The sequence below is a fragment of the Micromonospora sp. AKA38 genome (assembly GCF_027925725.1).
In the GTDB taxonomy this organism is placed as follows: Bacteria; Actinomycetota; Actinomycetes; order Mycobacteriales; family Micromonosporaceae; genus Micromonospora.
Genome location: NZ_BNEI01000004.1, coordinates 401,491 through 414,565, shown reverse-complemented (window position 1 = coordinate 414,565; position 13,075 = coordinate 401,491). Strand labels below are relative to the sequence as shown.

At 72.7% G+C, this 13,075-nt stretch carries 5 protein-coding genes and 1 pseudogene; 3 read left to right on the top strand and 3 right to left on the bottom strand.

Going from position 1 to position 13,075, the window contains the following annotated elements:
* Positions 1-27: 27 nt before the first annotated feature.
* Entirely contained in the window at positions 28-3,117 is a 3,090-nt protein-coding gene (locus TPA0908_RS17160) for a discoidin domain-containing protein (protein ID WP_281939141.1), read from the bottom strand.
* A gap of 210 nt (positions 3,118-3,327) precedes the next feature.
* Between TPA0908_RS17160 and TPA0908_RS17155 the strand changes: the two are divergent.
* Both TPA0908_RS17155 and TPA0908_RS17150 read left to right on the top strand, forming a co-directional pair.
* Positions 3,328-4,671 (top strand): annotated as a pseudogene (locus TPA0908_RS17155) (beta-1,3-glucanase family protein); the annotation flags it as partial.
* Between the two features lie 331 nt (positions 4,672-5,002).
* Positions 5,003-8,368 carry a CARDB domain-containing protein gene (locus TPA0908_RS17150; RefSeq protein ID WP_281939139.1) on the top strand — a complete coding sequence of 1,122 codons (3,366 nt, stop codon included), beginning with the start codon at positions 5,003-5,005 and terminating at the stop codon, positions 8,366-8,368.
* 104 nt (positions 8,369-8,472) lie between these two features.
* On the opposite strand, the gene TPA0908_RS17145 is transcribed toward TPA0908_RS17150, so the two are convergent.
* Complete coding sequence (locus TPA0908_RS17145; protein ID WP_281939137.1) at positions 8,473-9,300, bottom strand: peptidoglycan-binding domain-containing protein; 828 nt, start codon at positions 9,298-9,300, stop codon at positions 8,473-8,475.
* Between the two features lie 107 nt (positions 9,301-9,407).
* Positions 9,408-10,724 (bottom strand): family 43 glycosylhydrolase, encoded by a 1,317-nt coding sequence (locus TPA0908_RS17140; protein WP_281939135.1) that lies wholly within the window; start codon positions 10,722-10,724, stop codon positions 9,408-9,410.
* A 182-nt stretch (positions 10,725-10,906) separates the two neighbouring features.
* Here TPA0908_RS17140 and TPA0908_RS17135 point away from each other — a divergent pair, with 182 nt between their 5' ends.
* Complete coding sequence (locus tag TPA0908_RS17135; RefSeq protein ID WP_281939133.1) at positions 10,907-13,048, top strand: discoidin domain-containing protein; 2,142 nt, start codon at positions 10,907-10,909, stop codon at positions 13,046-13,048.
* Positions 13,049-13,075 lie beyond the last annotated feature (27 nt).

Below are 13,075 nucleotides of genomic sequence, written 5' to 3'. Positions count from 1 at the left end.
TGCCGGCGCGCGCCCCCGCCCGTGCGCTCAGAAGCCGGTCAGCCCGGCGCCGTAGGGGTAGAGCGGATTGCCGTACGTCGTCGCCGGTGGCTGTCCCGCGTCGATCGCGGCCCGGATCTGCCCCCGCTCGGCCGCGGTCGCGCCCAGGTCGTACGGCAGGTCCCACGACTCGACCGCGTCGGTCGGGGTGTCGGTGCCGCCCGGACGCAGCACGTCGGAGAGGTTGCGGGGCAGTTGCCAGGGCAGCTTGCCGCGCGGCTGGTAGTCGCCGAAGAGCAGGCCGGCCAGGGCCGGGCCCATCTCCTCGCCGCCCCGGTAGGTGACCACGACGGCGCTGGCCAGGTCCCGCCACTCGGTGATGACGTAGGGCCGGGGCAGCACCAGCGCCACCACCACCGGGATGCCCCGGGCGCGGAACTTCTGGATCACCGCGAGCTGGTCCGGCGGCAGGTACGGCTGCTCCTTGGGCCAGTTGGTCGCGTGGGTGTAGGAGGCCTCGCCGACCGCGACCACCGCCAGCTTCGGGTTCGGGCTGTCGTCCTGGTGCACGGTCACCCCGGCCTCGGCGGCCCGGTCCCGGATGGCGTCCAGGATGGTCCGCGAGCCGTACTCGGCATGGAAGAAGCTGGTCCACACGCAGCAGGAGCCGCCGTCGGCCGCCCGTGGTCCGGCGACCACGATGTCGTCACCGGCGGCGAGCCGCACCGGCAGCGTGCCGGCGTCGTTCTTCAGCAACGTCATCGCCTCGCGGGCGGCCTGGTCGGCCAGCGCCGTGTACGCCGGCTGGTGGAAGCGGTACGGGCCGTTGACCGGGTCGCCGTACGGGGCCTCGAAGATGCCGAGCTGGAACTTCAGCCGTAGCACCCGCCGGACCGCGTCGTCGATGCGCGACGCCGGCACGTTGGCCACGAAGTCGGCGATCGAGAAGCCGGCCGCGCCCGGGTCGGCGCCGCCCATCACGTCGGAGCCGGCCTTCGCCGCGCCGATCCAGGAGCCCGACGGCAGCCAGTCGGTGGTGATCAGACCCTGGTAGCCGAGGTTCTGCCGCAGGTAGGCGAGGATCTTGGCGCTGTCCCCGGCACCGGGGCCGCCCGGGTCGAGCAGCGAGCTGCCCGCGTATCCGGGCATGATGTTGACCGCGCCGGCCTCCATGGCCGCGCGGAACGGGATCATGTGGTACTTGATCGTCACGTTGTCGTAGACGATCAGGGCCTCGCCGCCGGCGCCCTCGCCGGGCCAGTGCTTGACCGTCGCCAGCACCGAGTGCGGGTTCAGCTCCGGGCCGCCCTGGAGGCCGGCCACCAGGGCGCGGACCTGGGCCGCGGCGACCTGCGCGTTCTCGCCGTTGCCCTCCTGGATCCGGGGGTAGATCACCTTGGTGCCGACCTCGGCCAGCGGACCGAGCACGCCGCGGGTGCCGACCTCCAACTGTTCCCGCCGCTGCATGTCGCCGAGCCGGTAGTCGAGGGGGTAGTTCCTCGCCGCGGCCAGCGCGCTCTGCATCGGGTACGTCGTCTGGTAGCCGTGGATGGTGTCGCCCGCCGAGACGAACGGGATGCCCAGCCGGGTGCCGGCCGAGGCGAGCAGCTGGCTGTGCAGGTCCGCCGCCTGCGCGGGGCCGAAGTGCCAACCCGATCGGGGGTACGCCTGGGCGTTGTAGAACAGTTGGTATGCCTTCTCCTCTGGCGTCATCCGGGTGAGCAGGTCGTCCACCCGACTCGACACCGGCAGCCGCCAGTTCTCGTACGGTTCGATGGCGCCGCTGCGGTTGAGGTCGCGGGCGCCGGCGACGACGCCGATCCCGTCGGCGACGTTCTCCAGCACCGGCAGGTAGACGCTGAAGCGCCGGATGTTCGAGGTGACCGGCGTGCCGCCGATGGTGGTGACGTACCACTGGTAGGTCCAGCGGTCCGGCAGGTCCCAGGTGGGCGTGTAGGTCGTGCCGGTCGGCTCGGCGACCTTGGTGTAGAGGTCGAGCAGGTTGCCGGCGGCGGTGAAGTCGTAGTCGGTGCGACTGATGTTGATCCACACCTGGTAGCGGGTCGCGCCGGCGACCGCCGTCCAGCTCAGCGCGGGCCGGCGGGTGGTGGTGACCATCGCCGCGTCGGCCGGCGCGGTCAGCGCGAACTGGTCGCGGGTCGCCGGCGGGCGGGTGGGGCCGGAGAGCAGCGGCGCGGTGGTGGCGGTGTCGTCGACGCCGCCGTACGCCTGCACCTCCCACAGCGAGTAGCCGTAGCCGGTGGCCCGCGCGGTGCCGTAGAGACGCAGGTAGCGACCGGTTCCGGTGACGGTGAGCTGTTCGGTGCCGCCCCGGCCGGTGGTGGTGGCGTAGATCGTGGTCCAGGTGGCACCGTCGGCGGACGTCTCGAGGCGGTAGCCGGTGGCGTAGGCGGCCTCCCAGGCGAGCACCACCCGGTTGATGGTGGCGACGCCGCCGAAGTCGATGCTCAGCCACTGCGGGTCGCTGCCGAACTGGCTCGACCAGCGGGTGGTGCTCCGCCCGTCGAGCGCGGCGGCGGGCGCGTTGCCACCCTCCCACGAGGACGCGGCGACCTTCCGGAACTCCGAGATGGGCCGGCCGGTGGGCGGCGGGGTGGTGCCGATGCTGCCGAAGACCCTGAACTCCCAGAGCGAGTAGCCGTAGCCGGTGGCCCGGGCCGTGCCGTACATCCGCACGTAGCGACCGGTGCCGGTGACCGCGAGGGTCTGCGTGCCGCCGGTGCCGGCGGTGGTGGTGTGCACGGTGGTCCACGGTCCGGTCGGCGCGGCGGCCACCTGGATCTGGAACGCGGTCGCGTAGGCCGCCTCCCAGACGAGCTGCACCTGGTCGACGGTGGCGGTGGCCCCGAGGTCGACCTGGAGCCACTGCGGGTCGGCGAACGCGCTTGACCAACGGGTGCCGGCGTCGCCGTCGGTGGCGGCGGCGGCCGGGGTGGCGGCGCCCTCGGACGACGAGGCGGTGGTGGGGCGTCCCTGCGAGATCAGCGGCCCGGCCGCGACGGCGGCCGGGCCGGGCACGACGAGATACGTGGCGAGGAGGGCGAGCAGCGCCAGCGTCACGCCGGCCGGGCGGTGCCGGCGGCGTACGGGTGCGGGCAGCGGTGGTGTCGCGGGCATGCGTGGCTCCCAGACGGTGGTGGTGGGGACCTTGCGGAGAGAGCGCCCTCGCACCCAGCGTCATCGACGCTCTTCACTGAGTCAACGATGCGCGGAAAGTCCGGAAAAGATCATGGAGCGCCGGGTTGTTCCTTGACAGCGACCGCGATCCGGGTCCACCCTCGGTGACCGAGAGAGCGCCCTCCGTCGGATCCACCGAAGGAGGCGTTCATGTCCCCCACCCCACCCGTCCCGCACCGGCTCGTGCCGGCCCGTCCCGCCCCCGGCCGTCCCGGGCGTCGGCTGCTCGCCGCCGCCGTCACCGCGCTCACCCTGCTCGCCGGCGGCATGCTCGCCGCCGCCCCCTCGGCCGGCGCCGCCCCGGGCCTGGCCGCCTGCGGCGGCAACGTGGCCGCCGGCCGCCCGGCGGTCGCCTCGTCCACCGAGAGCGCCGCCTTCCCGGCCTCGGCCGCCGTCGACGGCAACACCGGCACCCGCTGGTCGAGCGCGTTCGCCGACCCGCAGTGGCTACGCGTCGACCTCGGCGCCACCCGGAACATCTGCCAGGTCACGCTCCGGTGGGAGGCCGCGTACGCGGTGGCCTTCCAGCTCCAGGTGGCCGCCGCACCGGACGGGCCGTGGACCACCGTCTCCTCGACCACCTCCGGCACCGGCGGCACGCAGACCCTCGCGGTCACCGGCACCGGCCGCTACCTGCGGATGTACGGCACGACCCGGGCCACGCCCTACGGCTACTCGCTCTGGGAGGTGGCGGTCGCCACCACCGACGACCCGACGACGCCGCCGACCACCCCACCGCCGACCGGCGGGTTCTGGGGTGACACGACAAGCATTCCGCCGGCCCGCAACGTGCTCACCGTCAAGGTGCTCAACCGGACCAACGGCCGCTACCCCGACAGCCAGGTCTACTGGAGCTTCAACGGGCAGACCCACTCCATCGCCGAGCAGCCCTACCTGGACATGCCGGTCAACTCCGCGGGCCGGATGTACTTCCGCCTCGGCTCGCCGACCAGTCAGTACAGCGACTTCATCGAGTTCACGGTGGGTACGAACCAGTTCAACGGCAACACCACCCGGGTCGACGCGTTCGCGCTCAAGCTGGCGATGCGGCTGCACGCGCGCGACGGCTACGACGTCGCGGTCGGCGAGAACGAGGCGACCTTCGCCGAGGACCGCTCGGTGACGTTCCAGCGCTTCGCCGACGCGGTGCCGGCGGAGTTCAAGCACCTGGCCAGCATCGAGGCGCCCTACCGGATCCCGGCGCCGGGCAGCTCGCCGCAGTTCCGGGCCGGCGGCCAGTACGCCGGCTACTTCACCGCGTACGCCGACTCGGTCGGGCTGTCGGCGGCCACGTCGGACATCTTCGGCTGCGCCGGCCGGTTCGCCGGCGACCCGACCGGCTGTGCCGCGCTGAACCGGCACACCGCGCAGCTGCCCCGCACGCAGTGGGAGGACCCGACCCGCTTCTACCAGCAGTCGCCGGCCAACTGGTACGCGAAGTTCTGGCACGACCGCGCCATCAACGGCCGCGCCTACGGCTTCCCGTACGACGACGTCGCCGACCAGTCGTCGTTCGTCTCGCACGGCGACCCGCAGTGGTTGATCGTCGCCGTCGGCTGGTGAACGCGTGACGGTTCCGGAGCCGCCCGGGGCGGCTCCGGAACCGACGCGAGCGACCGGCGCCGATGGCGCCGCCGCTCCCGCTCCGTGGTCTTTCTTCCTCCACCCCGTTGACGTGTCGGTCATCCGTCTGAAACATTGACGGCCATCCTTGCAAAAACTCGCTAGAGAGACGCAAGAACGTAACGACACCACGGAAGAAGCCAAGAATCGCATCAGTGTGATGCGAGCGGCCCGCCCCCGCACCCACGGATCGAAGGACCCGATGACACCGAAGAATCACCGCCGACGGCTCGTCAGTGGGCTCACCGCAGCCCTGCTGGCCGGCCTGTCGGCCCTCGTACCCACCCCGGCGGCGGCAGCCGGCGGCGCGAACCTCGCCGCCGGCCGGGCCGTGTCCACGAGCGGCTCGGTCGAGACCTACGTCGGAGGCAACGTCACCGACGGCAACCAGCAGACGTACTGGGAGAGCCCCGCCCAGGCGTTCCCGCAGTGGGTGCAGGTCGACCTCGGCAGCAGCGTCGCGGTGGACCAGGTCAAACTCAAACTGCCGGCGTCGACGGCCTGGGCGACCCGGACCCAGACGCTGGCCGTGCAGGGCAGCGGCGACGGCAGCACCTTCAGCACCCTCTCCCCCTCGGCGGGACGGGTCTTCGACCCGGCCTCGGGGAACACGGTGACGATCGACTTCACCGCCGCGACCGTCCGCTACCTGCGGTTGACCATCACCGGCAACACCGGATGGCCCGCCGCCCAGATCGCCGAGCTGGAGATCTACGGCGTCGCCGGGCAGGGCGGCGGCGACCCGGGCACACCGTCCGGCACCAACCTGTCCGCCGGCAAGCCCGTCGACGCGTCCTCCTCGGTGTTCACGTTCGTGGCCGCCAACGCCACCGACAACAGCCCCACCTCCTACTGGGAGTCGAACGGACTCCCGGCGACCCTGACGGTCAAGCTGGGCGCCGACGCCGACGTCACCGGGATCGTGGTCAAACTCAACCCGGACCCGGTCTGGGGCGCCCGCACCCAGACCATCGAGGTGCGGGGACGCGCCCAGGGCGCCACCACGTTCACCACCCTGAAGGCCGCCGCGGCCTACGGCTTCGACCCGTCCGGCAACCGGAACTCGGTGACCATCCCGGTCACCGCTCGGGTGGCCGAGGTGCAGCTCAGGTTCACCGGCAACACCGGAGCGCCCGGCGCGCAGGTCGCCGACCTCCAGGTCTTCGGCGGCTGGGCGCCGAACCCGGACCTGGTCGTGACGGCGGCGAGCTGGACCCCCACCGCGCCGAGTGAGGCCACGCCGGTCAACCTGAGCGCGACGGTCCGGAACAGCGGCAGCGCGACCGCGGCCGGCACCAAGGTCGACTTCAGGCTCAACGGCGGCGTCGTCGCCAGCGGCGTGGTCGGTTCCCTGGCCGCCGGCGCCACGGCCACCGTGTCGGCGACCGCGCCGGCGCAGGCCATCGGCAGCTACACCCTCGTCGTGGTCGTCGACCCGGCGGACACCGTCGCCGAGCAGAACAACGACAACAACAGCTTCACCGCGTCCGCGCCGCTGGTCGTCGGCCAGGCCCCCGGCCCGGACCTCCAGGTCGTCGCCATCACCAGCAACCCGCCGAGTCCCGCCGTCGGCGCCACCGTGACGTTCTCCGTCAGCGTCCGCAACCGTGGCACCAGCGCCGCCGCCGCCAGCGTCACCCGGCTCGTGGTCGGCGGCACCACCCTGAACACCGCCACCGGGGCACTGGCCGCCGGAGCGACCGCCACCGTGGCCGTGACCGGCAGTTGGACGGCGACCGCCGGCGGCGTGACGCTGACCGCGACCGCCGACGCCAGCGGCGTCGTCACCGAGACCAACGAGACGAACAACTCGCTGTCGCAGTCCATGGTGGTGGGACGCGGCGCGGCGGTGCCGTGGACGGAGTACGAGGCCGAGGCGGCCCGCTACCAGGGCACCCTGCTGGAGGCCGACCCGCTGCGCACCTTCGGCCACACCAACTTCGCCACCGAGTCGTCCGGCCGCAAGTCGGTCCGGCTGACCAGCACCGGCCAGTTCGTCGAGGTCACCTCCACCAGCCCGGCCAACTCGATAGTCGTCCGCAACTCCATCCCCGACGCGCCCAACGGGGGCGGGCTGACCGCCAGCCTCAGCCTCTACGTCAACGACACGTTCGTCCAGAAACTGACGCTCTCCTCCCGCAACAGCTGGCTGTACGGCACCACCGACGACACCGAGTCGCTCTCGAACACCCCACAGGCGAACGCCCGGCGGCTGTTCGACGAGTCGCACGCCCTGCTCGCCCAGTCGTACCCCGCCGGCACCCGGTTCCGGCTGCAACGCGACGCGACCGACACCGCGTCGTTCTACGTCGTCGACCTGATCGACCTGGAGCAGGTGGCGCCGCCGGCGAGCAAGCCGGCGGAGTGCACCTCGATCACCGCCTACGGCGCCGTCCCCAACGACGGGATCGACGACACGGCCGCCATCCAGCGGGCCGTGACCGACGACCAGAACGGCGTCATCGGCTGCGTCTGGATCCCGGCCGGCCAGTGGCGGCAGGAACAGAAGATCCTCTCCCCCGACCCCAACCGCGGGCAGTACAACCAGCGAGGCATCCGCAACGCCACGATCCGGGGCGCGGGCATGTGGCACTCGCAGCTCTACACCGAGACCGAGCCGCAGAACGTGGTGGGCAACATCAACCACCCGCACGAGGGCAACGTCGGCTTCGACATCGACGACAACACCACCATCTCGGACCTGGCCATCTTCGGCATGACCACCAACCGCGCCAACCGCGGGCACGGCCTGAACGGACGGTTCGGGAAGAACACGAAGATCAGCAACGTCTGGATCGAGCACGTCAACGTGGGCGCCTGGGTGGGCCGCGACTACTCCGACACCCCCGCCTACTGGAACCCGGGCGACGGCCTGGAGTTCACCGGGATGCGCATCCGCGACACCTACGCCGACGGGGTCAACTTCTCCAACGGCACCCGCAACTCGCGGGTGTTCAACTCCTCCTTCCGCACCACCGGGGACGACTCGCTCGCGGTGTGGGCCAACCCCCGCGTCAAGGACGCCGCGGTGGACGTGGCACACGACAACCGCTTCCTCAACAACACCGTGCAACTGCCGTGGCGGGCGAACGGCGTCGCGATCTACGGCGGTTACGGGAACACGGTGGAGAACAACCTGATCTCCGACACCATGAACTACCCCGGGATCATGCTGGCGACCGACCACAGTCCGCTGCCGTTCTCCGGCACGACGCTGGTGGCCAACAACGGCCTCTACCGGTGCGGTGGCGTGTTCTGGAACGAGGACCAGGAGTTCGGGGCCATCACCCTGTTCCCCGCCAGCGGCGACATCACCGGCGTCACCATCCGCGACACCGACGTCATCGACTCCACCTACGACGGCATCCAGTTCAAGAACGGCGGCGGCAGCATGCCGAACGTCACGATCAGCAACGTCCGCATCGACCGGTCGAACAACGGCGCGGGCATCCTCGCCATGAGCGGCGCCCGGGGCAACGCCACGCTGACCAACGTCACCATCAGCAACTCCGCCGACGGTGACATCGTCCGGCAGCCCGGCACCACGTTCACCATCACCGGCGGCTGACGCCTGTCACACCGCCGACGGGCGGGGTGGTCCGGGCGCCGGTCGGCGCGCGGGCCACCCCGTTCCGTGTCCCGTCAGGTCGGAGTCGGCCGGCGTGCCGCGACTCAGAGCGCCCGCTGGTACTCCTCCCAGGTGCGCTTCGGGCTGACCACCGGACCGTCGTCGGGTGCCCGGTTGGCCAGGCCGTTACGGCCCAGGTAGTAGTCGCCGGCCTGGTTCTGGGCACCGGTCGACTGGTCGGTGTCGGCCAACGCGATCGCGTGGATGTGGTATCCCCAGTCGCCCTGGTCCGGGGTCCGGTACCAGGCGGCGAAGCCCACCGTGCGCAGCCGGCGCAGCACGTCGGTCCGGGTCGCCGACGACAGCCCGCTGACCGAGATGTCCAGCGCCCCGCCGCCGTCGTGGGTGCCGGCGGACGCGCCGACGCCCGTGTTGTAGGAGCCCTGGGTGAGGCCGAGCTGACGCCCGAGCAGACGTTCCGCCTCCAGCAGCATCGACCGGGTACGGGTGTTGACCTGCACCCCGCGCATCGTCACGATGCTGCCGGGTGAGATCGACCGGACCACGGTGTAGCGTCCGTCCCCCAGCGACCGCAGCGAGGACGGGCCCGGCAGGCCGGTCGCGTCGAGGCCGGTGTAGCCGAGCGAGCGCTGGTACGCCGCGTACGCGGCGACGGTGCTGGTGCCGAAGTGCCCGTCCACGTACGTCGAGGCCAGCAGCCCCCGGGCCTGCAACGCGCGCTCCACCAGCAGCACGCTGTCCCGGGCGCCCTCGGTGAGCGCGGTGTCCGCCCGGCGCGGATCGATCTGCGCCGCCTTGATCAGGGCTTCCATGTCGACCTCGGGCAGTGCGGCGCCGGCACGCAGCGGTGCGCCGGCGCCGACCGCCACCGCCGCCGCCGCCGAGACGAGCAGGCTCCTTCTCGTGATCACGTGACCTCCGTACGGTGTCGGGATCGGGCCACCCGGCCGGGCGGCCCGGAAGGCACGGCGAGGCCCGGGGGCTCCCGCCCCACGAACGGCGTCACCCGTGCCGACGATCAGGCGATCTCCAGGTAGTCGAGTTCCGCCCAGCGGCTGCGCCGGGTCAGGCGCAGCGTGTTCCACCCGGCGTTCAGCACCACGTCCGCGCGGACCTGCCGCCACGTCTCCCACCCGGTGTTCGGATACGCGACCACCTGCGCGCCACCGCCGTTGACGGTCAGCGTGTGCTCGGCGTCGCCGTAGCCGGCGGAGTAGCCGACGTACGCGGTGTAGCCGCCGGCGCGCGGCGCGAAGACGCTGACCTCGACCCAGCTGTCGGCGTAGTCGAGGTAGGCCGCCACCTGTCCCTGCGAGGCGGTCGCGGTGCTCCGGACGGCGCAGTGGTTGAGCGTGCCCCGCTCGGCCTCGTAGCGCACCCGGCTGCCCCGCACCACCGGGTTGTCCCCGGCCCAGCCGAGGTCGGCGACGTACATGCCGCGCGCCGAGTAGTCGTTGACCCAGCCGTGGAAGACCAGCCGGTCGCCGCCGGCCTCGCGCACCACGTCCGCGCCGCCCGGCCCGCGCACGGCGCCGTCGAGGCTGGCGGTGGTCAGCAGCGACCGGTACGCCTTGGTGTACGGGCCCGCCAGCGACGTGGCGCTGGCGTAGCTGGTCTGGTAGCCGTCGCCGCCGTACCCGCCGAGGGAGTAGAAGAGCACGTAGTGCGCGCCCACCCGGGTCAGCACCGGCGCCTCGATGACGCCCGCCTCCTCGGCGCGGCCACTGCGCAGCAGTTCGACCCGGCCGCCCTGGAGCGTCACGCCGTCGGCGGCGACCGCCTGCGCCCACAGGCTCGTCGGCTGCCCGACCGCGTTGCCGTCGTCCTTGTAGAGCAGGTAGCGCCGGCCGTCGGTGTCGACGAAGCTGGACGGGTCGATGTCACCGCCCTCGGCGGCGTCGCAGACCAGCGGGCCGGACCCGACCGGGGCGAAGGGGCCGAGCGGCGAGGTCGAGGTGGCCGCGCCGATGCACTGGCGGCCGGCGGCACGGCTGCGGGCGGTGTAGTAGAGCAGATAGGTGCCGTCGGCCCGGCGGGACACGTCCGGCGCCCAGGTGAGGCCGCCGGAGGCCCAGGCGCCGAGCGTCGGCAGCGCGTCGGCGCGTCGGGTCCACGGGCCGGTGAGCGCCGACGCGGTGGCGACCGGCACGTTGCCGTTGCCGTTGTTCGTCGAGTAGGCGTGGTAGGTGCCGCCGACCTTGAGGATGTCGGGGTCCGGGAAGTCGGTGCCGAGCACCAGGGACGGCGCGGTGGTCGCCGCGCCGGCCGGCGCGGCGACGAGCACGCACGACGCGGCGACGAGCACGGCCAGCAGGTGGGCGAGAGTGCGACGCATGCCCACATGCAACCACAGATGTCGATGCCATGGCGCGGCGGCGGCGTGGTTCCGGAACCGCCGGATTTCCTTGACACGCGCCCGTCGCGCGCCGAACCTGGTCACCAGGGAGCGCTCTCCACCGCTGGTCACGGCCGACCGGCGAGCCATTCTCCGGCCACCGCCCGCTCCTGGAGACGCCCATGAACCGCCAACCCGTCCGCACCGTCGACCCGCCGACGCGTACCCGTCGCCGCCTCACCGCCGCCGCCCTCGCGGCGACGCTCGTCGCCACCCTGACCGGCCTCGCCGCCGGTCCGGCCCAGGGCGCCGACCCGCTGCTGTCCCAGGGCCGCCCGGTCACCGCCTCGTCCACGCAGAGCGCCGCCTTCCCCGCCTCGGCGGCGGTGGACGGCGACTCCGGCACCCGGTGGTCCAGCGCCGCCGCCGACCCGCAGTGGCTCAGCGTCGACCTGGGCGCCGCCGCGACCGTCAGCCAGGTGGTGCTCGCCTGGGAGGCCGCGTACGCCACCGCCTACCAGGTGCAGGTCTCCGCCGACGGCGCGACCTGGACGACGCTGCGCGCCGTCACCGGCGGCGACGGCGGCGTCGACACGCTCGCGGTCGCCGGCACCGGACGGTACGTGCGGGTCACCACCACCGCCCGGGGCACCGCGTACGGGGTCTCGCTCTGGGAGTTCCAGGTGTACGGCACGCCCGCCGCCACCGGGTGCGACACCACCGGCAACGCCGCGTCGAACCGCCCGGCCACCGCCTCGTCGACCGAGAACGCCGCGCTGCCCGCCTCGGCGGCGGTGGACGGCAACCCCGGCACCCGCTGGTCCAGCGCCGCCGCCGACCCGCAGTGGCTGCGCGTCGACCTCGGCGTCGAGCGCGCCGTCTGCCGGGTCGACCTCACCTGGGAGGCGGCCTACGCGACGGCGTACCAGATCCAGCTCTCCACCGACGGCGCCACCTGGACCACCGTCTACGCCACCACCACCGGCACCGGCGGCGGCCAACAGCTCACCGTGACCGGTTCCGGCCGCTACCTGCGGGTCCTCGGCACCGCGCGGGCCACGGCGTACGGCTACTCGCTCTGGGAACTCGCGGTCCGCACCACCGGAGCGACCCCGACGACCCCGACGACGCCGCCACCGTCCGGCGGCGACGTGCTGCTGTCCTACGGCAAGCCGGCGGTCGCCTCGTCCCACCAGGACGACGGCGCCTGCTGGCAGTGCTCGCCGGCGCGGGCGTTCGACCTGGACCCGGCCTCGCGCTGGGCGACGAGCCCGACCACCGGCTGGGTCGACCCGGGTTGGATCTACGTCGACCTCGGGGCCACCGCGACCGTACACCGGGTGGTCCTCCAGTGGGACGCGGCCTACGCCACCGCGTACCAGATCCAGACCTCGACGGACGCGACCACCTGGACCACCGTCTACCGCACCACGAGCAACCCGGGCTTCCGGCAGGACCTCACCGTCACCGGCACCGGCCGCTACGTGCGGATGTACGGCACCGCGCGCAGCAACGGCTACGGGTACTCGCTGTGGGAGTTCCAGGTGTACGGCACCGGAGGCGCCCCGACCGCTCCCCCGGCCCGGCCCGCCGACCCCACGTTCCCGGCCACCACCCTCGTCTTCGCCGACGAGTTCGACGGACCGGCCGGCGCCCGGCCGGACGCGGCGAAGTGGACCGTCGACCCGGGCACCGGGCAGAACAACGAGTCGCAGTACTACACCGACAACGCCAACGCGGCGATGAACGGCGCCGGCCAACTCGTCATGGAGGCCCGGCGGGAGAACGCCGGCGGACGCGCCTACACCTCGCACCGGATGAACACCGGCACGAAGTTCCAGGTGCAGTACGGCCGGATCGAGGCGCGGATCAGGGTGCCCCGGGGCAACGGCCTCTGGCCGGCGTTCTGGATGATGGGCGGCGACTTCCTCACCGGCCGGCCGTGGCCGTACAACGGCGAGATCGACATCATGGAGATTCTCGGCCGCGACACCTACCGCAGCTACACCACGCTGCACGCGCCCGCCTACAACGGTGGGGGCGGCTACGGCCAGGAGCACGTCTGGACGGTCGACCTGTCCGCCGACTTCCACGTCTACGCGGTCGAGTGGGACAGCCGGGGCATGCGCTTCCTCGTCGACGGCACGCAGGTGTTCTACGCCAGCAAGGAGACGGTGGAGACGACCCGCGGCCCGTGGGTGTTCGACCACCCCTTCTATCTGATCCTCAACCTGGCCGTGGGCGGCGACTGGCCCGGCCCGCCGGACGCGTCGACGCCGTTCCCGGCGCGGATGCTCGTCGACTACGTGCGCGTGTACCGGTGACCGGCGGGGGCGCGGGCCGGCCGGGCC